The organism is Herbaspirillum sp. YR522 (genome assembly GCF_000282575.1).
GTDB lineage: Bacteria > Pseudomonadota > Gammaproteobacteria > Burkholderiales > Burkholderiaceae_D > Herbaspirillum.
This window is the reverse complement of the sequence record NZ_AKJA01000047.1, coordinates 34046-54716: the sequence shown is the minus strand read 5'-3', so window position 1 is coordinate 54716 and position 20671 is coordinate 34046. Positions and strand designations below refer to the sequence as shown.

The 20671-nt window shown below is 63.2% G+C and carries 13 protein-coding genes; 9 read left to right on the top strand and 4 right to left on the bottom strand.

The features are described 5' to 3' along the window. Positions 1 to 56: 56 nt before the first annotated feature. A complete protein-coding gene (locus PMI40_RS08315) occupies positions 57 to 1655 on the top strand; it encodes a methyl-accepting chemotaxis protein (protein ID WP_008114058.1) in 1599 nt (532 codons plus the stop codon). A 70-nt stretch (positions 1656 to 1725) separates the two neighbouring features. On the opposite strand, the gene PMI40_RS24260 is transcribed toward PMI40_RS08315, so the two are convergent. Then, the gene (locus PMI40_RS24260; protein ID WP_008114057.1) at positions 1726 to 1881 is read right to left on the bottom strand and encodes a hypothetical protein; all 156 of its coding nucleotides are present in this window, start codon (positions 1879 to 1881) and stop codon (positions 1726 to 1728) included. A gap of 229 nt (positions 1882 to 2110) precedes the next feature. Between PMI40_RS24260 and PMI40_RS08310 the strand changes: the two genes are divergently transcribed. The 8 genes from PMI40_RS08310 (at position 2111) to PMI40_RS08275 (ending at position 13261) form a co-directional block, all read left to right on the top strand. Next, complete coding sequence (locus PMI40_RS08310; RefSeq protein ID WP_238540918.1) at positions 2111 to 2668, top strand: sigma-70 family RNA polymerase sigma factor; 558 nt, start codon at positions 2111 to 2113, stop codon at positions 2666 to 2668. A gap of 52 nt (positions 2669 to 2720) precedes the next feature. Next, positions 2721 to 3806 carry a FecR domain-containing protein gene (locus PMI40_RS08305; RefSeq protein ID WP_008114055.1) on the top strand — a complete coding sequence of 362 codons (1086 nt, stop codon included), beginning with the start codon at positions 2721 to 2723 and terminating at the stop codon, positions 3804 to 3806. Between the two features lie 108 nt (positions 3807 to 3914). Then, a complete protein-coding gene (locus PMI40_RS08300; RefSeq protein ID WP_008114054.1) occupies positions 3915 to 6314 on the top strand; it encodes a TonB-dependent siderophore receptor in 2400 nt (799 codons plus the stop codon). 317 nt (positions 6315 to 6631) lie between these two features. Beyond that, positions 6632 to 8017, top strand: a complete 1386-nt coding sequence (locus PMI40_RS08295; RefSeq protein WP_008114052.1) for an MFS transporter — start codon at positions 6632 to 6634, stop codon at positions 8015 to 8017. A gap of 223 nt (positions 8018 to 8240) precedes the next feature. Continuing rightward, positions 8241 to 9539 (top strand): ABC transporter substrate-binding protein, encoded by a 1299-nt coding sequence (locus PMI40_RS08290; RefSeq protein ID WP_008114051.1) that lies wholly within the window; start codon positions 8241 to 8243, stop codon positions 9537 to 9539. 68 nt (positions 9540 to 9607) lie between these two features. After that, entirely contained in the window at positions 9608 to 11263 is a 1656-nt protein-coding gene (locus PMI40_RS08285) for an iron ABC transporter permease (RefSeq protein WP_162130378.1), read from the top strand. A gap of 16 nt (positions 11264 to 11279) precedes the next feature. Next, positions 11280 to 12368: an ABC transporter ATP-binding protein gene (locus PMI40_RS08280; protein ID WP_008114049.1), complete on the top strand. Its 1089-nt coding sequence runs from the start codon at positions 11280 to 11282 to the stop codon at positions 12366 to 12368. A gap of 8 nt (positions 12369 to 12376) precedes the next feature. Beyond that, positions 12377 to 13261: a LysR family transcriptional regulator gene (locus tag PMI40_RS08275; RefSeq protein ID WP_008114048.1), complete on the top strand. Its 885-nt coding sequence runs from the start codon at positions 12377 to 12379 to the stop codon at positions 13259 to 13261. Here the strand turns inward: PMI40_RS08275 and PMI40_RS08270 are convergent. The 3 genes from PMI40_RS08270 to PMI40_RS08260 all read right to left on the bottom strand — a co-directional run bounded on the left by PMI40_RS08270 (position 13251) and on the right by PMI40_RS08260 (position 20506). After that, positions 13251 to 14891 carry a methyl-accepting chemotaxis protein gene (locus PMI40_RS08270; protein WP_008114047.1) on the bottom strand — a complete coding sequence of 547 codons (1641 nt, stop codon included), beginning with the start codon at positions 14889 to 14891 and terminating at the stop codon, positions 13251 to 13253. The two genes, PMI40_RS08275 and PMI40_RS08270, sit on opposite strands and share 11 nt — an antisense overlap. Continuing rightward, complete coding sequence (gene pyk, locus PMI40_RS08265) at positions 14888 to 16363, bottom strand: pyruvate kinase (protein WP_157221474.1); 1476 nt, start codon at positions 16361 to 16363, stop codon at positions 14888 to 14890. The genes PMI40_RS08270 and pyk overlap by 4 nt, the downstream gene beginning before the upstream one ends. Positions 16364 to 16711: 348 nt before the next feature. Continuing rightward, positions 16712 to 20506, bottom strand: a complete 3795-nt coding sequence (locus tag PMI40_RS08260; protein ID WP_008114045.1) for a hypothetical protein — start codon at positions 20504 to 20506, stop codon at positions 16712 to 16714. Positions 20507 to 20671: the final 165 nt, after the last annotated feature.

Sequence of the window (20671 nt, the reverse complement as noted above, 5' to 3'; positions counted from 1 at the left end):
GCGGACCGGCATGTTGCGGTCCGTTTTTTTTGTCCGTTCAAACTGGGGGAGTGGGAATGCTGCGCAATCTGTCGATCAGGGCCAGCCTGGTCTGGGGCATGGGCTGTCTGTCGGCCATCATGTTGGTGCTGGGATGCCTGGGCCTGGGCAGCTTGCGCGGCAGCAACGACGAATTGCGTGCCATGTACGCAGAGCGCCTGTTGCCGATGCAGTACCTGTCCCAGGTCGTTGCCGCCCTCGAGCACAGTCGTTCCGGCATCGCCGCGGCCATCCTCAACCCGGCCGATGTCGAGGCCGACATGCGTGCGCTCGAGCGCAGCCTGGCCGAGGGCCAGGCCGCATGGCAGCGCTACGATGCGGCCATCGTGACCGACCGCGAGCGACAGCTTGCGCTGCAATTCTCCCAACGCTACGCGCTGCTGGTCAGGCAAGGCGTGACGCCCGCCATGGAAGCCATCCGCGCCTTCAATGTGCCCGGAGCCACCGAGCTCTACACGCAGACCTTGTCGCCGCTGCATGCGCAGGCGGTCATGCCGATGGCGCAACTGATGTCGCTGCAGCGCGAACAGGGCCAGGTCATCTACGAGCACTCGCAGCACCGTTACCGCCTGCTGTTCGCCGCCTACCTGGGCGCGGCCGGCCTGGGACTCGTCCTGGCGGCGGTGATGGGGGCGCTACTGGTACGGGCCCTATCGCGGCCGTTGGCGGCCGCCGTCACCGTGGCCCAGGGCGTGGCCGCGGGCGACCTGACGCAGGTCATCGCACCGGCCGGCAATAACGAGACCGGGCGGCTGATCCAGGCGTTGCGCACCATGAACGAAAATCTGGCGGGGATCGTGCTCAAGGTGCACCTGGGCACCCAGGCCATCAGCGGCGCCTCGGTCGAGATCGCCCAGGGCAACCGCGACCTGTCGCAGCGCACCGAGCGCCAGGCGGCATCGCTGGAAGAAACCGCGACCGCCATGGAGACGCTGACCCGAAGCGTGAGCTGCAATGCCGACCAGGCGCGGGAGGCCAGCCAGATGGCGCAACAGGCGGCAGGGGTGGCGGCCCAGGCAGGTGCGGTGGTGGAGCAGGTGACACAGACCATGCAGGCCATCGACAGCGCCTCCAGGAACATCGTCGAGATCATTGCGGTGATCGATAGTATCGCCTTCCAGACCAACATCCTGGCATTGAACGCGGCAGTGGAAGCGGCGCGGGCCGGCGAGCAGGGAAGGGGCTTTGCGGTGGTCGCGACCGAGGTGCGCGCGCTGGCGCAGCACTCGGCGTCGGCGGCGCGCCAGATCAAGGTGCTCATTTCGAACTCGGTGGACAAGGTCGATGTGGGAAGCCGCCTGGCGCAGACCGCCGGCAGTACCATGCGGCAAGTCATCGACAGCATCGACCGCGTCAGCCAGGTAGTCACCGGCATCGCCGACGCCAGCGACGACCAGCGCCACGGCATTGGCCAGATCAATGCCGTGATCGTGCAGATCGACACCTCGACCCAGCAAAATGCCGCCCTGGTCGAACAGGCCGCGGCATCGGCCCAGGCGTTGCGGCACCAGGCCCACGAGCTGGAACTGGCGGTCGGCGCCTTTCGCGTTGCCCGCCTGGCACCGCCGGCGCACACCAGCGATGACCCGGCGCCATTGCCGCTGGGTCATCGCTGAGGTGTCGATCGACGCTAATCACGTGTGCCCGGTTGCCGCCGCAGCGGCGCCACCGGGCCGGTGATCCTTGTTAGAACATCTTGCCGATCAGGCGCGCGCCCACATGCAGGATCATGGCGATCGGCGATTCGTAGTCCATGGCACCGGTGAAGATGCTGTCGGCGCGGGCGGCGGTGGCGAACAAGGTCAGGGCGAGGGCGGCGGTGGTGGCGATGATGATGCGCATGATGTTCTCCTTTGGGTAGTCGGTTCCGGGTTGTCCGATCCGTTGTTTCGTTTCGGTATGGGTGTATCTTGCGCCGCCCCGGTTACCGGTCGATGTCACTTGCGTCGGCCATTGTTTCAATTGAAACGAAGACCTGTGCCATCCCTTATAATAAGAGTGATTAGCATTCACATCTCTCATCCAGGTCAGCCAGGTCACTCCACCGCCAGCCTGCGAGGTTTTCCATCCCTTGCCTGCACCGTGGCCGTCGATCGTGTTCGAGCACTACTACAGAGAGATCCTTCGCTTCCTGTCTGGCCGCATCGCCGACCGCTCGACGGCGGCCGACCTGGCCCAGGAAAGCTACGTGCGGGTCTATGCCGCGCAGACGGCCGGCACCAGCATCGACGATCCGCGTGCCCTGCTTTATCGCATCGCCCGTAACCTGCTGGTGGATCATCATCGCCATACCGCATTGCGCGCCGAAGTAGAGATCCCTACCGACGATGACGTGGTGACCACCGTGCAAGGTCCCAAGGGGCTGGAGCCGGAGATAGCGGCCGCATCGCGCCAGGGCGTCATGGAATTGGTGGGGGTCATCGATGGCCTGCCGCCACGGTGCCGCCAGGCCTTCATGCTCAATCGATTCGACGGATTAAGTTATGCACAGGTCGCCGCCGAGATGGGCATCTCTGTCAAAATGGTCGAGCAGCACATCAAGCATGCCTTGGATGCCTGCGAGGCCAGCCGTTGGCCGGCGCAGGGCGCGGCACCACGTCGCAAGCTGAATCGCTCGCGCCATGACTGACGGCTTGTCGATCAACGCGGCACCCTTTTTCCTACCGATACGCTAGATGCCTATGTCCACCCCTCCCGTCGCCCCCGCCTCGCCGCTGCGCGAAGAGGCGCTCGGCTGGTTCGTGCGCCGTGGCAATCCGCATTTCAATGCCGAGGATGAAGCGATGTTCCAGGCCTGGCTGCAGGCCGACCCGGCCCATCGCGAGGCGTTCGGCCAATGGCAGCGCCAGGCGGCGCAGATCGACGCCATTCCAGCCCAATGGCGGCAACAGCTGCAGCGAAACCTGGCGCTCGACATGGCGCTGGATGCTGCCAGCGCGCGCGGCGCCGGCAGGATCGGCGCCGACCTGGCGCCCACTGCCACGACCCGATCCGGGCGCCGCAGGGCCCTGGCCATCGGCGGCTATGCCAGCCTGGCAGTGGCCTCGGGCTGGCTGGGCTGGCGCCAGTGGCAGGACCAGGCCCGCTATTCACAGTGCTTCGAGACGCGGCGCGGCGAGCAATCCGAAATGGTGCTGCCCGACGGCACCGTGCTGCAACTGGATACCCAGACCCAGGTCGAGGTGGTCTATACCCGCCAGCGGCGCCATTTGCGGCTCATCGACGGCCAGCTCATGCTGGCCGTGCAGAAGGACGCCGAGCGGCCGTTCCAGGTGCTATCGGGGCCGGTACAGGTCACTGTCGTGGGCACCCGCTTCGCGGTGCGCCATACACCGCGGCAGGTGGGGGCGACGGGCGTGGATGTGTCGGTTTCGCAAGGCCGGGTGCGGGTCGAGACCGTCGGCGGCGATCCATCGGCCATGCCGCCGACGTCCCGCCTGGTCATCCTGGGGCCTGGCGACCAGGTCCATGGCGACGCCCGCGGCCTGCTTGAAGCGGTACGCCAGGTCAGCCCGGAGCAGGTCGGCGCCTGGCAGCAATACCACCTGCGCTTCGTCGATAGCCGCCTGGATCGGGTGCTGGCGGAGCTATCGCGGTATCGCGACTTGCCGCTGGTGATCCAGGACCCCGCCGTGGCCGCCCTGCAAGTCACCGGCGTGTTCGATCCCCGCGACCTGGCCACTTTCCAGCGCATGCTGGCGCTGTCGTTGCCGGTACGGCTGGCCGACCTGGGCGATGGCAGGCGCGAAGTGCGCATGCGCCGCTGAGCCTGCGCCAATCCGGACATGTAAATCTTGGTTGGCGACCTAGGGTATCCGAAGGCCCATCCGTCTTCCCATGCAAGAACTGTTTTTATCCACATGGGAGCCCCCGTCATGTATCACCCAGCGCTGCGCCCCGCGCCGCTTGCCCTTGCCATTGCCTTGGCACTTTGCAGCACCACGCTGTGCGCCCAGGATGTCCAGGGCGGTGTCGCTGCCGTCACTGCCATCGAGTTCAACATCGCCGCCAAGCCGCTGGGCGAGGCGTTGGGCGACTGGGCGCTGCAAGCGCGCAGGCAGATCATCGTGCGCCCGGAGCTGGCGCGCGGCAAGACCGCCCCGGCGGTCAGTGGCACGCTGGCGCCGGCCGAGGCCCTGGGGCGGTTGCTGGCAGGCAGCGGCCTGGCGGCGCGCCTGGAGGGCGAAGCGGTGGTCATCGTCGATGCGGCGTCGGCCACCACGTCCGGGGCACTGCCGGTGGTGACGGTCAATGCACAGGCCGACGCCAGCGCCAGCACCGAGAATTCGGGCACCTACGCGGCGCGTGCCGTGACCCTCTTCAAGGGCCAGACCAGCCTGCGCGAGATCCCGCAGTCGGTGTCGGTGCTGACCCGCCAGCAGATCGACGACCAGAACCTGGTGGCGGTGGAAGACGCGATCAACAAGATGACCGGCGCCCGTATTTCCGATTTCCAGCGCAGCGAAGCGGTGTATGTGCGCGGCTACACCATCAGCAAGCAGGTCGATGGGGCGCCCATGCAAAGCGCCGGGGTCGGCGTGGACATGGCCTTGTACGACCGCATCGAGCTGTTGCGTGGTCCTTCCGGATTGCTCACCGGCACCGGCAACCCCGGCGGCGTCATGAATTTCGTGCTCAAGCGACCGCAGGCGGATTACGCCTTCAACGCTGCGGCCACCGTGGGCAGCGCGTCCAACAAGCGGGGCGAGGTCGATGTGACCGGGCCCTTGACCAAGGACGGCGCCTTGCGCGGGCGGCTGGTGGTGGTAGGCCAGGACAAGGATGGCTTCACCAGCTATGGCGACGAGCGCAAGCAACTGGTCTATGGCGCCCTGGAATATGTCTTCTCGCCTGATACCAAGGTCGGCCTGAGTTATTACTACCAGCGCTACCAGTACTACAACAGTTACGGGGTGCCGTTGGACAGCAACGGCCAGGTGGTCGCCCGCGGCTCCTATGTCGGTCCTGACCGCCTGAGCACGCAAACCGACAGCCGCACGACAGTCGACCTGACCCACAAGCTCGGCGCAGGCTGGGAAACCCATGCCGTCTACAGCCATGCCAACAACCGCTTCGAAGGCTACTCTGCCTATACCTCCAATGCGGTCAGTACCAGCACGGGCCTGGCCAACTATTCGCTGACCCATGCCAACAATACCTATTCCTGGGACGGCGCCGATGTCTATGTCTCGGGGCCGGTGCGCCTTTTCGAGCGCGATCACGTCGTAACGCTGGGCTACAGCTATTCCCGATATGAGGGCGACACTGCGAGCAAGACCGTCACGGGCGCGTCCAAGGACGTGCTCGACGATCACAACTACGACGCGCTCATCGGCAGTGCCGGCTTGGACAACCTCAACACCGCGCACACCCAGACCATCACCGCGCAGTCGGGCATCTATGCGTCCTCGCGCATCAGGCTGGCCGATCCGTTGACGCTGGTGCTGGGCGCGCGCTGGACCGACTATTCGAGCAAGACCCGCTCGGTGGGGGCCACCGCAGGCAATTGGACCACCAGCGCCGCGGCGGCCACCGACAGGTTCAGTCCTTATGGCGGCCTGGTGTGGGACGTGAACCGCAACCTGAGCTTCTATGGCAGTTACGCCGATATCTTCGTGCCGCAGACCACCCAGGATTACCAGGGCAACGTGCTGGCGCCGCGGGTCGGCTGGCAAGGCGAAGTGGGCGCCAAGACCGAGTGGTTCGACGGTGCGCTCAACGCCACCCTCGCGTTTTATCGCATACGCGACACTAACCGTTCGATGGTCGATCCGGACCACGTCGGCTGCGGCGGCACCACCGGCGGCACCTGCTACCGGGCAGCAGGCCTGGTCCAGAGCCAGGGCTGGGAATTCGAAATGACCGGCAAGCCATCGCCCCGCTGGGACATCACCACCGGCTACACCTATAACCAGGCCACCTACCTGCGCGATACCACCGCCAGCAACGTCGGTGCCATCTTCGCCTGGCCCAGGCACCTGTTCAAGCTGTGGACCCAATATCGTCCGGGCGCCGACGGCGGCGTGGCGTCGACCTGGACGCTGGGCGCCGGCATGAACGCGCAAAGCGAGATCGTCAACGGCACCGTGCGCCAGGGCGGCTATGCCACCTTCAACGCACGGGTGGGGTACCGGATCGACAAGAACTGGGACCTGAGCCTGAACCTGAACAACCTGACAGACCGCAGCTACCTGCGTACCGTCGGCTACACCGGCTACTACAATTCGTGGGGCGATCCACGCAACGTGCAGCTGATTGCGCGGGCGCATTTCTGATCGCTGGGACCCGAATGCGCAGTGGTCCCGGTACGGGGCCGCTTTTCAAGGCAGGCTGGCCGTGGCTTCGGCAAGGCGCCGTCGTCATTGATGGGCTTGCCGACGAAGCGGTGCCGCAAGTTCGATTCCAGGCCTCACAGTCATCACGTTTTTTATGACCTGTCATCAAAAGGTATGATTAGTCACTGCATCGGGCTAAATCTATAGTGGCGCCACAATCTCCCAACCAAGGGAGCGGCACGCCTGCCGGTCGATGGACCAGATCGCGCTGTGACGCGCGGCGGCAGGCTCCAACAATAGCCACATGGAGACCATGCATGTTCAATTTCCTGCTTTCCCGCCCGAAACCACCGGTGCCGCAATCCGAAGTGATGAGCCGTTACACCAGCCTGAAGATGCGGGCACTGTTCGGAATCTTCATCGGCTACGCCGCCTTCTATTTCGTCCGGTCCAACTTCACGCTGTCCACGCCTTACCTGATGAAGGCGCTTAACCTTACCAAGACCGACATTGGCCTGCTAAGCAGTTGCCTGCTGATCACCTACGGCATCAGCAAGGGGGTCATGAGCGTATTGGCCGACAAGTGCAACCCGAAGCACTACATGATGCTGGGGCTGACGTTGTCTTGCATCGTCAACTTCTTCATGGGCTTCGGCACCGAGTACTGGATGTTCGTGGCGCTGGTGATCCTCAATGGGGTGTTCCAGGGCATGGGCGCCGGACCTGCTTTCATCACCATTGCCAGTTGGTTCCCTCGGCGCCAGCGCGGCCGCACGAGCGCCGTCTGGGGCATTTCGCACAATGTCGGCGGCGGGATGGTGGCGCCGATCGCAGTGGGTGCATTTGCCATGTTCGGCGCCGAACACTGGCAGGCGGCAAGCTATTGGGCGCCCGCTGCGCTGTCGCTGGTGGTGATGGTACTGGTGCTGTTCGTGGGCGCTGGCACAACCTATAACGAAGGCCTGCCGCCGCTGGCGAAGATCGTCCCGGCCGATGCCGAGGAAAACCTGGTAAAGACCAATGTCGACCATGCGCCGGAAAACATGTCCGCGTTCCAGATATTCCGCCATTTCGTGCTGCCTAATAAGCATGTCTGGTATATCTCGCTGGTCGATGCCTTCGTCTACCTGATCCGTTTCGGGGTCATCACCTGGCTGCCGATCTACCTGCTGCAATCGAAAGGATTCAGCAAGGGACAGATGGGCGTTGCGTTCGCCATCTTCGAATGGGCGGCCATCCCCTCGACGCTGTTCGCCGGGGTGTTGACCGACAAGTTCTTCAAGGGCCGCCGCATGCCGTTGGCCATTATCTGCATGGCAGGTATTCTGGTTTCGTTGTTCTTCTACATGGAGTCGACTTCGCTGCTGGCCGTCACTGTCGCCTGTGGCGCCATCGGGTGCCTCATCTATGTACCGCAGTTCCTGGCCTCGGTGCAAACCATGGAAATCGTGCCGCAATTCGCGGTCGGCTCCGCCGTCGGCCTGCGCGGCTTCATGAGCTACGTGGTCGGCAGCACGCTAGGTACCGCATTCGTGGGCAAGATGGTCGATATCTACGGTTGGGGCGCCAGTTTCTATGTGCTGTTCACGGGCGCGGCCCTGTGCATTCTGTTCTGCATCCTGGCGCATCGCGGCACGCTCGAACTGGAAGCCAGGAAAAAGTCCGATGCCGCCGCCCATTCCGGCCGCGAGGCCGTGGCCTGAAATCGAAGTGTTGAGCATGTCGGGCCGCATGCATTAGAATCCGCATGTGGTCCGGCCCTTGGGACGTCCGCTTGCAGCGGACGTCTTTTTGCGTGTGGCGCGTACATAAGACAGATAACCGGCGGCTATGGTGCGACCGGGAAAGACGAGACAGATGACATCGAGGTGGCGATTCAAGCTTGGCCTTGCATGGGCTATCACCCTGGGCGCGGGCTTGTTGCCGATGGCTGCGCCGGCCGGCGTGGTGACGGTGATCACGTCCTTTCCCAAGGAAGTGACAGACATCTACAAAAAGGAATTTGAACGGCTGCATCCCGAGATCCGTATCTCGATCCTCAACAAGAACACCAACGCGGCGCTGATCTATATCGAACGCACGCCTCGCGGCCAGCGCCCGGACGTCTTCTGGGCATCCGCCCCGGATGCCTTCGAGGTCATGGCGCGCAACGACCTGCTGGAACCCTTGCCGGACGTAAAGAACCCGGCAGCACCCAGTCGCATCGGCGCCTATCCGATCAATGACGAGCGCCATCGTTATTTCGGGCAGGCCCTGTCGGGCTACGGCATCATGTGGAACCTTCGCTACCTGGCCGCGCATCACCTGACACCCCCGGCCAACTGGAGCGACCTGACCCGCGCCGAATACTTCGGGCATATCGCGCTCAGTTCGCCATCATGGTCTGGCACCACGCACCTGATGGTGGAGTCGATCCTGCAGGGCGCCGGATGGGACGAAGGCTGGTCGCAGCTGATGCAGATCGCGGCCAATTCCGCGGCCATCACCGAGCGCTCCTTCGGCGTTCCCGAGGGCGTCAACGCAGGGCGCTATGGCGTGGGCATGGTCATCGATTTCTTTGCGTTCGTCGGCAAGCGCAGCGGGTTTCCGGTCGACTTCACCTATCCCGACATCAATAACCTGATTCCCGCCAGTATCGGTGTGATTGCCGGTGCCCGAAATCATGCCGAGGCACGCAGTTTCGTGGCATTCACGCTGTCCGACCAGGGGCAGCGACTGCTGCTCGACCCACGTATCTCGCGCATGCCGGTGGTGCCCTACGACACCCTGCAGGGAAAGGTTGCCGCCGGATATCCACGCCTGCCCGACACGGTCACCCGCAGCAGCCGCAGTTTCGACGCGGCCCTCGCGCAGGACCGTATCCGGCTGGTGACGGCGATGTTCGACCAGACCATCACATTTCCCATTCGCGAACTGCGCACCGTGGCGCGCGAGATCTTCAACGCCGAGCGACTGTTGGCGCAACGTCCCGATGCGCAGGCGGCAGAGCTGATCGCACAAGCGCGACGGCTGGCCTTTACTCCCGTGGTGGCCAAGCGCGACCTTGGCGATGCAGGGTTGCGCAGCACCTTCTATGGCCGCGGCGACGGCGATCCGAGCGAGCCGCTGGCCCGCTCGACCCAGCAATCGATTGCGCTGGAGCGCGGCTGGAATACGCACGCCCGAGCCGCCTACGCGCAGGCCATCGCGCTGGCGCGCCAGGCCAGTGCAAGGCTGGACAAATGACGCGGCGCTTGATGATTGCGCGGCGCCGGTCGTCGGAGCCGATACCGGTCTTGCGGCTGGCAAATGGGATGTTGGCTACCTGTGTGACCGTGTTCCTGCTCCTGTTCCTGGTGTGGCCGGTCGCTGTCGTCGTGCTTGCGGCGCTAGGTATAGGCGGCGAAGGCTTCACACTTGGCTACCTGCGTTCCTTTTTCGACCAGGCCCTGTACCGCGACGCCTTCCTCAACAGCATGCGGGTAGCGCTGTCGTCGGTGGCCGGCGCGTCCCTGATCGCCGTGCCGTTGGCCTGGATCGCGGTACGCTTGCAACTGCGGGCCGGCTGGCCGTTGCAGTTGCTCGGTATCCTGCCGCTGATCATGCCACCGTTCGTGGCTGCTTTCTCGTTGCAGCCGATATTGGGCAACAGCGGCGTACTCAACCTGCTGCTCGAACGGCGATGGGACATACGCCTGTCGCTGATGGAGGGTACCAATGGTGTCATCCTGGTCGAGAGTATTCATTATTTTCCGTTCATCCTGCTCAATTTGATGGCTGCGCTGCGCCGAGTGGACCTGGCCATGGAAGAAAGCGCGCTGACCCTTGGCGGGCGCAGTGCGCGCCTGTTCTGGCGCATCATCGTGCCGCTGGCGCTACCGGGATACCTGGCCGGTGCTGCCATCGTGTTCATCCGTGCCTTCGAAGACCTCGGCACGCCGCTGGTGCTGGGGGTAACCAACCTGCTGGCGCCGCTGACCTACTTGCGGGTGACCACCAATGGGATCGATGACGCCCTCAGTTACGTCATTGCCCTGATCATGCTGCTGTTTTCTGCCTTGACCTGGTGGTGCATCGTCCACCTGTTCCGCGATCGCGTCCAGGCCTACATGCCTTATTTGCAGGGAGGCCAGGCTCACCCCTTGCAACCGGTGCGCAACTGGCCCGGTGCGGCGGCCGCATTCTGGATCGCCGCTGTCGCGTTGGTGGTATTGATGCCGTATCTTGGCTTGCTGGCCTTATCGATGGCCGATATCTGGAGCTTTTCCATCTTGCCGGATTCCTGGACGTTCCGTCATTTCTCGGCGCTGGCGCCAGAAGCCGGCGACCCGCTGTTCAATACCCTGCTGTATGGAGGCGTGGCCGCCATCATCGATGTGGTACTGGCGATGGTGCTGGCGCACCTGGTATTGCGCAGCCAACTGCGCTGGCGGCGTGCCCTCGAGCTCCTGGCGGGGGCCGCGCTGGCGGTCCCCGGACTGGTGCTCGCGCTGGGTTACCTGCGTATGTCGCGCGAGATGCCGCTGTCGCTCAACGCAATGTCGCCCCTGGTCAGCAGTGTCGGCATGACGATGGCCTATGCGGTGCAGCAGTTGCCCTACGCGTTGATGGCGTGCATGGTTGCGCTGCGCGCTATCGATCCGGCCATGGAAGAGGCCGCCGCCAGCCTTGGTTCCAGTCGCTGGCGAGCGCTGCGGCGTGTCCGGCTACCGCTGATGGCCGGCGGGATCGCATTGGGCGCCATTCTCAGCTTCATGGTCTCGGCCACGGAATTATCGATCGCGATGCTCTTGTGCAACGCCGAAGAGCAGGCGCCGCTCAGTTATGAAATCTACCTGAACATGCAGAGCGTATCCGGGCGCGGTGCTGGTGCGGCGCTGGGCATGGTGGCTATCGCGGCGCTGCTGATGCTGACGGCAGGGTTGCATGCGCTACTCAAGAAGGTACGCAATGCGGCATCCGGGCCATGACCAAACCAGGACAAGGATGACCTCTTCCAATACTTCCATCGAATGCCGGCAGATCCACCTTCGACGCGAAAACCGCGACGTGCTGCGCGACATCAACCTGCGTATCGAGCCGGGTGAATTCTTCGTCCTGCTGGGTGCGTCCGGGTCAGGCAAGTCGAGCCTGCTGCGGGTCATTGCCGGCCTGATTCCAGACCACGGCGGATTACTCCTGCTGGATGGCAAGGACGCCGTCGGTATCGCCCCGCACAGGCGCAACATCGGCATGGTTTTTCAGGATTACGCCTTGTGGCCACACATGAGCGTGCGCGAGAACGTGGCCTACGGGCTGGAAGAGCGACGCGTTCCCAGGGAGCAGATCCGTGCCCGGGTCGACCAGGTGCTGGCACGGGTGGGCCTGGGTGAACTGGGCCAGCGACGTCCAGACCAGATATCGGGCGGCCAGCGGCAAAGGGCGGCGCTGGCGCGCGCCATCGTCATCGAGCCGCGCGTATTGTTGCTCGACGAACCTTTTTCCAACCTGGACCACGCCCTGCGTGCGCAGCTACGCCAGGAGCTACGCAGCCTGCAACGCAATCTTGGCATCACCACCGTCTTCGTCACGCACGACCAGGAAGAGGCCATGGCAATGGCCGACCGCATGGCCGTGATCGAAGATGGCGTGGTGCAGCAACTGGGCACACCGGCTGCGCTGTACGACTATCCGATCAATACCTTCATGGCCGGATTCGTGGGCAACACGAACCTGCTGACCGGTAGCATGACGCGTGTACATGGAGACATGATGCGCTTTAGTTCGTCGCAGCTGGGCGTGCTGATGTTGCCTCACCATCGGGACGCGGGGGAGGGCGAATACGCGTTGTCGATACGGCCCCATGTCATCCGGATCACGGTCAGCGATGCCCAGCGCGACGGTGCGCTGGTCTGGATGGAGGGAACGGTCGAGCATCGTGAGTTCTTCGGGGCCTTCACCCGCTATCGGGTAAGGGTGGGGCACTCGCAGGTGGTGGTCGATCAGGCCCATTACGCAGCGCTCACGCCATTCCCGCTGAGCATGCAGGTGGCGTTGGGTATCATGCCGTCGCAGATTCGTTACCTGCCGCTGTAACGGCCGCCATGGAACTCTACCAGCTTCGTACCTTCGCCATGGTTGCCCGGCTCGGCCACGTCACGCGCGCGGCCGAAGCGCTGCACGTCACACAGCCGGCGGTGACAGGCCACATCAAGGCGCTGGAACAGGAATTGGGCATCGCCTTGTTCGACCGCAGCCACGGTCGTATCAGCCTGACCAAAAGCGGCGAGATCCTGCTGCCGGAGGTGGAGCGCACACTGTCCATGGTCAATTCGATCATATCGCGCGCGCGTGAAATGAAAGGGGAGGTCGCCGGGCGTGCCATCATCGGTACGCTGGGCGACGCGGAGTTCCTGCGCCTGGGTAGCTTTCTCAACGGCCTGCACACGGCCCTGCCGCTGCTCGAGATCAAGACCCGCAACGTGCTTGCCGGTAGTGTCATGGAAGAACTTGCCAAGGGCGAGCTGACCGCCGGATTCCACCTGGGCAAGATCACCGACCGCAGCGTGGCCAGCTTGCCGCTGTGTAGCGTCAGCTATCGAATCGTGGCGCCGCCGGCATATGCCGACCGGCTGGCCGGATGTGGCTGGCGCGCCATTGCTGCCATGCCATGGATCGGTGCGCCGCCGCAGAGCCATGTGCATGAGCTGATGGTGGCCTTGTTCGCAGGCCAAGGCGTCATGCCCAACGTGATCATCGAAACCGACGAGACCTCGTCGCTCGACAGCCTGGTACGGGCCGGACTGGGCTTGTCGCTGATGCGCGAGGACCAGGCGTTGCTGGCCGCGGAGAAACAGGAATTGACCATATGGAGTCACGCCGAGATCCAGTCGCAACTGGCCTTCGTCTACCTGGCTGCGGCTGAATCCGACGCCATGCTGGTGGGCATGGCGTCGGTCATCCGGGACGTGTGGGGCATCAAGGGATAAGTCGCGCCGTTTGCCCACCAAGGCCTCGCGGCGCCGGGCTGGTCGCCGGCATCGCCTGGTCGCTACCGATGCTGCGCAGTTCGGGTAGCTTGAAGGCGTTGACGGCCAGCTTGAGTTGACGGGCCTGTTCGTTCAAGGTTTCGGCGCTGGCCGACGATTCTTCGGCCAGTGACGAGTTCTGCTGGGTCATGCGGTCGGTGTGCTCGATGGTGCCGGCAATGGCCTGGATGCCGGCGCTTTGCTGGTGGCTGGCCTCGGCGATGCGCTGCATGATCTGCTGGACCTGCGCTACCCCGCTGACGATATCGCGCATGGCGGCACCGGCCTGGCTGGCCTGCTGATGTCCCTGATCGATGCGTTCGACGGAGTCGCCGATCAACGTCTTGATCTCGCGCGCGGCTGCAGCCGAGCGCTGCGCCAGTGCCCTCACTTCCGATGCAACTACCGCAAAGCCGCGCCCCTGTTCGCCGGCGCGCGCCGCTTCCACCGCTGCGTTGAGCGCCAGGATGTTGGTCTGGAACGCAATACCGTCGATCACGGTGGTAATACTGGCAATACGAGCAGAGCTGTCCTTGATGGCACCCATGGTATTGACCACGTTATCGACCACCTGGCCACCGTGCGCCGCCGAGCTGCTGGTGGTATTGACCAGCTGCGTGGCCTGCCGGGCATAGGCGGCGTTTTCCTTGACTGCGGCCGACAGTTCCTCCATCGCCGACGAGGCCTCTTCCAGCGCCGCTACCTGCGACTCGGTGCGGGTAAATAATTCGGCGTTACCGCGCGCGATGTCGTCGCCGGCGGCCGCGATCGACTCGCCGGCGTGGCGCACGCCGTGGACGATGCGCGCCAGGTTGTTGTTCATATGCTGCAGCGCATCGATCATGCGACCGGTCTCGTCGCCCCGTTGGGCCTGGAGTTGTCCTGTCAAGTCGCCCGACGACACCTGCAGCGCCAGTTGCACTGCCTGCCTGACCGGCCGCGTCACCGAGCGTGCCAGGAACCATGACAGGGTCGCGCAGCTCAGCGCCAGCAACACGCCCAGCGCGGCCAGCAATCCGAAGTTATGCCGGTAAGACGCCTGGATGAAGTCCCCCTTGCGATCGATCTCGGCGCGTTGCAGTGCCAGCAACTCATTGAGCTTGTCCAGGTAGGCACGGGCGGCGGGAATGAAGTCCGCCGCCAGCATCTGTTCGGCCTGTTGCTGGCGGCCTTCTTGCTTGAGCTCGCTGATGGTGTCGCGGTAGCGATTGAAGCGCTCACGCACAACATCGATCTCTCGGTAAAGGCGCAACTCGTCGGGCGAACTCAATCGTTTCTCGACCGCCGTCTTCAGTTCCAGAGAACGCTTGCTGGCTTGCCTGGCGTCGTCGGCAAAGAACACCGCGAGGGTGGGATCGTTGCTCTTTGCGATGGCGATGGTGCGCTTGATGCCAGCAAATATGTTGCCGTACCAATCGCTGACCAGTCTTTCCTTGGCAAGCGCCTGACGTACCATGTCGTCGGTGGCGCCGGCCACCGAACTCAGTGCGCCCAGGCCGGTGCCGATACCGGCCACCGAGAGCAGCAGGATCAGCGAGAATCCCGCACCCAGGCGCCGACCGATCGACATGTCACGCAAGCGGGCGATCACGCCGGCTCCTTGCGTACTGCGGTGCGGCGGTTCCGGGTGGGGGTTGCGGCCAGCACTTCCTCGGGCCAGACCAGACGCAGCAGGTTGGTGGTTCCGGACACGCCCACGGGTGTCCCGGCCACGATCACGATCGGCCGCCCCTGGGCGTTGAATCCCTGCTCATGGGCGATCACCGCCGAGCGCAGGATCATGTCGTCGACATTGCGCGGTTGCTCCATCTGCAGTGAATGCACTCCCCAAACCAGCGCCAGCATTCGTGCCACCTGGACGTCCGGCGTCAGGCTCAGCACCGGTGTCCAGGATCGTTCATGGGCCATGCGCAAGCTGGTCGAGCCGCTCGTAGTGTAGGCCACGATGGCTGTCGGCGGCAGCACCTGGGCCATCGCCCGCAGCCCTGCGCACACTGCATCGGTGGCGTTGCCGCTGCGGTGGAATACCGACTGCCCGCGCTCAGGCTGGCGTTGCAGGTCACGTTCACCGGCGGCGATGATGCGGCTCATCATTCGCACCGCTTCTACCGGATAGGCACCCGAGGCCGATTCGGCCGAGAGCATCACCGCATCGGCGCCGTCATAGACGGCGGTTGCCACGTCGCTGGCCTCGGCGCGGGTCGGGGTGGGCGACGAGATCATCGACTCCAGCATCTGCGTGGCCACGATGACCGGCTTGCCGGCCTGGCGACAGGCATGCACGATGCCTTTCTGCAGGCCTGGCACGTCCTCGGGCGGCATCTCGACGCCCAGGTCACCGCGGGCGACCATGACACCGTCGGCGACAGCGATGATCTGGTCAAGCTGCTCGATGGCCGATGGTTTTTCGAGCTTTGCCATCAGGCTTGCGCGCCCACCGACGAGCCCACGTAGCTCCTCGATATCGGCAGCGCTTTGCACAAATGACAGGGCGATCCAGTCCACGCCCAGTTCCAGACCGAACGCCAGGTCGATACGATCCTTGTCGGTCAGGGCCGACAAGGGAAGGATTGCGCTGGGTACATTGACGCCCTTGCGGTTGGAGATGACACCGGCGTTCAAAGCGATGGTATGGCATTGGTGCGCAGTGCATGACACGACCGTGAAGCGCAGCTTGCCATCGTCTACCAGCAGCAGGTCGCCCGGACTGACGGCGGCGTAGATTTCAGGATGCAGCAATGGCGCGCGCAGGCTGTCGCCCGGCGTGGCATCGAGGTCGAAACTGAAGGATTGGCCCGCGACAATATCGGCATAGCCCGTGGCAAAATTTCCCACCCGCAATTTGGGGCCTTGCAAGTCCAGCAAGATGCCGATGGGATGTTGCATCTCGGCTTCCAGGGCGCGGATGGCCTGGTAGCGGCTCTGGTGGTCCTTATGCGACCCATGGCTGAAATTAAGGCGGAAAACGTCCGCGCCGGCCAGCAATAGCGCGCGGATCTGGTCCGGCTGGCTGCTGGCGGGGCCGATGGTGGCGACGATCTTGGTATGGCGCTCGCGCCGCACACGCTCGGACGCGACAAGGGCGCCGGTCCGTCCCCGCGCGTCCGGCGAGCTCGCGGTGCTCAGGGGAAACGGGGCATTGCTGGAAATGGTCCGGATAGGTGCTTGTGCGACTGTCATGCCGGTCTCCTCCTTTGTGTTTTGGAGCGGGCACTATAGAAGTGAATCGGCTTGCCATCCAATCAGGAATCTTGATGCCTGCATCGCCTGGCGCTTATCTCCAGGCGTAACGTGAATGCGGCGGCGCGTCAAACATGGGTTCGCCCGACGCCGCCGCGCGATGGGCCAGACGAAAAAAACCCGGCTATGCAAGCCGGGTCGGTGTTGGGTGAGGCTGGTGCGGGCGGGACTTTACTTCGGAAAACTGCTGGTGCCGCGTTGCCCTTCGGTTTTCCACAGACCGGCGACGGTCACGCCGGTGGACCAGCCCAACTGGCGGTTTTCGGAGGTGCGCTCGCTGGTGGTGACCTTCCATGGCTTGGTCGCTTGCGGATGCTGGAGGACATCGTTGCCCTGGCGCTTGTAGTACTCGGCCTGGGAGTTGAAACCGTAACGTCGTTCCAGCTCGGTCATGGCATTGAAGGCATCCTTGCGACGTGCTGCCGAGTCTTCCATGCGAAAGCTGATCGCATGGACATGGCGCGAATTGGATGCGGATTTATCTCCCGATTGTTCCAGGCGCTGATTAAGCATGTCTGCTGCTACGTAATGCTGTTCATAGGCCCCGGGTGCATTCTTGTCGCCAGCGAAGAGCTGTTCAACGCCCAGTCCAACGATATCGTGCTTGAGTCCTTCGACGCGCTTGGCATGATTATCGAAGTTCGTGTCCTCGATATCGATGCGCGTGTTGACGGCATGTGTTTCGCCGTCCACTTCGATGTGACGCATCTTGACATCGACGCCTTTCTCTTGGTGTTGTTTCTGCCGGTTCAACGCACCCATGTTTTCACTGACATTGGATTCCTGCGATACATCATAGAGACCATTTATGGCGAAGATGCTTTCCTGTTCCCATACGCTGCCACCGCTGAAGTTGTTGGCACGGGTCACTTTCAGGAACCCGGTCTTGTCCTCCTGCCGGAAGCTCTTGGTACGGCGGTCGGAGCGTACGCCGGCGGCGCCCACCTGTATGCGCGAGGCATCGTCGCCGCTGCCGCCGGCGATAGTCAGCAACGACGCATTCGGGGTGCTTTCGTGGCGCGTGCTTTCTTCGCGCATGGTGCCGATGGCGCTGAGCGACAGGTTCTCGTTCTCGGCCAGCAACTTTCCCATCAACTTCGGCATGAGCACTGTTCCGTCCTCGTCGCTGAGATGGCCAAGTAGATGGTTTGCGCCATCGACCGGGTCGCCGTGTTCATCGACGCCCAGCAGTGTTTGCAAGGCCTTGCGCATTTCCGAGCGTGCAGTATTGTCTTCCTTGCCGCGTGGAACCCGCATCCAAAGGCCCTTGGTGTCGGAGCGTTCGTAGGTGATATTGCGGTCGACGCCGCCGCCAGAGCTCAAAAAGGGAGGGAAGCCGACCCGCACCCCGGCGCCTGCCCCCGCATTGTAGATACGGCGGTTTTCGCTGCCGACCAGCATTTCCATGGCGTAGGTGCTGAAGCCGAATTCGAATACGGCGCATCGTATCTTGTTACCTCCGCTCACCGGACGAATCGGCAGCACCAACGACAGCGTGCCCTGGTCGAGGTCCAGCGGCCAGGTCAGCGACTTGCTGCTGACGCCGACGTTGCCTCCGCCGCTCATCTTGAGCTTGCCGCGCAGTTCGAGCTGGTGCAGCATGATGTCGAGGAACAGGTATAGATCCTTGGGCGACTTGATGCTGGTGATCGCTTCGGCGGAGACCAGGTGGCGGATGACATTGATTTCGGTCAACAGCTGCTGGCGCACTTTGTTGTCTTCACCATCCTGTTTGGTCGCGGGAATATGCGGCTGCAAGGCGTCGACCAGGTCGACTAGTGCATAGGGATTGGCGACTCGGCTACCATGGTCGCGAATGAACGCGTCGACGGCAGCATCATCGATCGTGCCTTCGCCAGGCTTGTGCAACCTGCGCAGTTTATCCAGCTCGGTCTTGAAGGCATTGGTGTCCTTGGCTTCCAGTGTGACGTGCCCGGGGCGCAGTTTTTCGACCGACCTCTTGGCGATCTTTTCGGCCGTCACGATGCCTGCCAGGCGCAATAACTGATCGGCTGGCAGACTAGCCGCAGCGATGCTGGCCACCGATTTGCCCAGGCTGGCTAACGCCTTGTCGGAGGTTTCGTTTTCCGCCACTTCGTCGAGTGCCTCGTCCGACACCAGGCTCCTGATGTGGTCGGTGGCTGCTTTGAGGCTGAGATCGAGTCGCGCTTGCGGGCGCGATTCGTCGTCATAGCCGAGCGTAGAGGTGAGCGATGCGAGGTCGAGCGCTTTCTCGCCCAATGGCGTCTTGTCGCTCAGCACGGTGATGGCGTCCTTCAGTGCTCGTGCGACGCCCTTGCCCTTGGTCTTGGTATTGTCGATCATTTCAGTCTGCAGTTTGACCAGATAGTCGTTGCATGCCTGCATGTTGCGATCGATGCCGGTGTGTGTGTCCTTGCTGGTGAAGAAGTCGTTGCGCACGGCCCGGAAGCTGGCACGCTCGTTTTCGCCCAGCTGGTCCAATGTCACCTTGCCCTTGCCACCAGATAGCTTGCGCGCCGCCTCACTGGCCTTGCTCAGCACTTTCTGGCGCGCTTGCGGCTCCGCAGAAACATTGGCTGCCTTGAGACGCTCGAGATTGGATTGTGCCAGGGCATCGACACGATGAGCGATGCGCGGCGTACCTGCCGCGATCTTCTCACCGATGATCTGTTCGTACATGGCGACGCCTCCGGTCAACGATTTGATTTCGTTGTGGACGGCCTCCAACATGGCCCGGTCCAACCGGTTGCTGTCGAGGGGGCGCCCAGGGATACGGTCGGTAATTCCTGCCAATGCGCGCATGAATACCTGCATCACCATCGGTGGCGGTGTCTCCTTGCCGGTCACGTCATAGGTGCCGTCGAGCTTGACCTCGCCCAGGCCCTCGCGGATGAACGCGCGCACCGCGTCCTTGTCGGCGAAGTGGTCCAGCAACGGCAACTGCTCGAACAACTTGTCGATTTCGGCCTTGTGTGCCTGTTGCAGCGCCTGTTCGGCATTTGCGATCTTGTCCTTGCACTGTCCCTCGAATCCGACCAGTTCTTCCTGGAGCTTTTCGAGTTCGATGGTGGGAGGATTGCGGGTGAGCGTCGCTACCACGCCGATGGAGACCTCGCGCTGCATCTTCGGTTCCTGGAGCGAGTTTTTCAGTCCATCCAGCAACGCCCGGTGAGCGCTGATCTTGGCGGCCAGCTTTGCGCCAGCAGGCGAGGTGGCGGGCGGCGCCCCGTCTTCTTCACTCTCGATAACCAATACCTCGATCTGTCGCTCGGTTTTCTTGATTTCAGCAGCAATTTCGTCGCATTTCCTGGACGCTTCTTGCAACATCTGGCGCGGCCCGTCCGGATCCTGGCCGTGTGCGGCGAGCAACGCGTCACGATATTTGCGCTGGTCCGCCGGCAGCTTGGCATTACGGCGCATTGCGTTGCCGTCGTCCTGCGCTTGCTTGAACAGGGCGATCATATCTGCCACGCCCTTGGTCATGTGGCGCACATCCTTGAGGTTGCGATGCAAGCTGAGCAGTGCTTCATTTTGTGGCGTGGCCGAGTAGGCCGGGGTCGGATCCGGAACCTGCAGGCTCTTCTTCACCAGTTTCTTGGGCGCCATTTTGGTCGCCAGCGCCTTTTGCATGTTGCCGGTCACGTCGCCAGCATCTGGCACGGCGAGCACCGTGGCGAGGGCGCGCTGGACATTGCTTTGCAGGCTGTGCTTCTTCGGACCGGATGGATTTTTCATCTCCTTGATCTTTTCGCGCATCGATTTCAGGTTCTGGGTGACGGCGTCGGGTTTGATGAGAAGATGCGCGGTGGTTTGCTCTGCGGTGCGCGGCTTCATGCGTTGCACCGGCGTGTAGGGCTGGTTGACCATGCTGCTGGTCTGTTCGGCACGGCTTTTCTCGTGGCGTACGCCGGATCGGTCGTCGGTGACGCCCCAGCCGGTGCTATGGGCATGAGTTGATCCGGCAGCTAATGGATTGGTAGGCATGTCTGCGTCTCTCTGTGAGTAGTGGCATAAGAGATGGCTGCCGAAGTGCTTGCGTGGTGCCGGCGGGGATAGCCGGACTATGCGCGCTTCGGTGCATCGGCCTGCATCTGTGGAAATACGCACCAGATAGTTGCATGCGTACCGCAGTTGTCTGCAAGGATGGTG

Excerpts from the sequence above, each read along its gene's own strand:
- PMI40_RS08315 (WP_008114058.1), top strand. The coding sequence starts at position 57 with ATGCTGCGCAATCTGTCGATCAGGGCCAGCCTGGTCTGGGGCATGGGC.
- PMI40_RS24260 (WP_008114057.1), bottom strand. The coding sequence starts at position 1,881 with ATGCGCATCATCATCGCCACCACCGCCGCCCTCGCCCTGACCTTGTTC.
- PMI40_RS08305 (WP_008114055.1), top strand. The coding sequence starts at position 2,721 with ATGTCCACCCCTCCCGTCGCCCCCGCCTCGCCGCTGCGCGAAGAGGCG.
- PMI40_RS08300 (WP_008114054.1), top strand. The coding sequence starts at position 3,915 with ATGTATCACCCAGCGCTGCGCCCCGCGCCGCTTGCCCTTGCCATTGCC.
- PMI40_RS08295 (WP_008114052.1), top strand. The coding sequence starts at position 6,632 with ATGTTCAATTTCCTGCTTTCCCGCCCGAAACCACCGGTGCCGCAATCC.
- PMI40_RS08290 (WP_008114051.1), top strand. The coding sequence starts at position 8,241 with ATGGCTGCGCCGGCCGGCGTGGTGACGGTGATCACGTCCTTTCCCAAG.
- PMI40_RS08285 (WP_162130378.1), top strand. The coding sequence starts at position 9,608 with ATGTTGGCTACCTGTGTGACCGTGTTCCTGCTCCTGTTCCTGGTGTGG.
- PMI40_RS08280 (WP_008114049.1), top strand. The coding sequence starts at position 11,280 with ATGACCTCTTCCAATACTTCCATCGAATGCCGGCAGATCCACCTTCGA.
- PMI40_RS08275 (WP_008114048.1), top strand. The coding sequence starts at position 12,377 with ATGGAACTCTACCAGCTTCGTACCTTCGCCATGGTTGCCCGGCTCGGC.
- PMI40_RS08260 (WP_008114045.1), bottom strand. The coding sequence starts at position 20,506 with ATGCCTACCAATCCATTAGCTGCCGGATCAACTCATGCCCATAGCACC.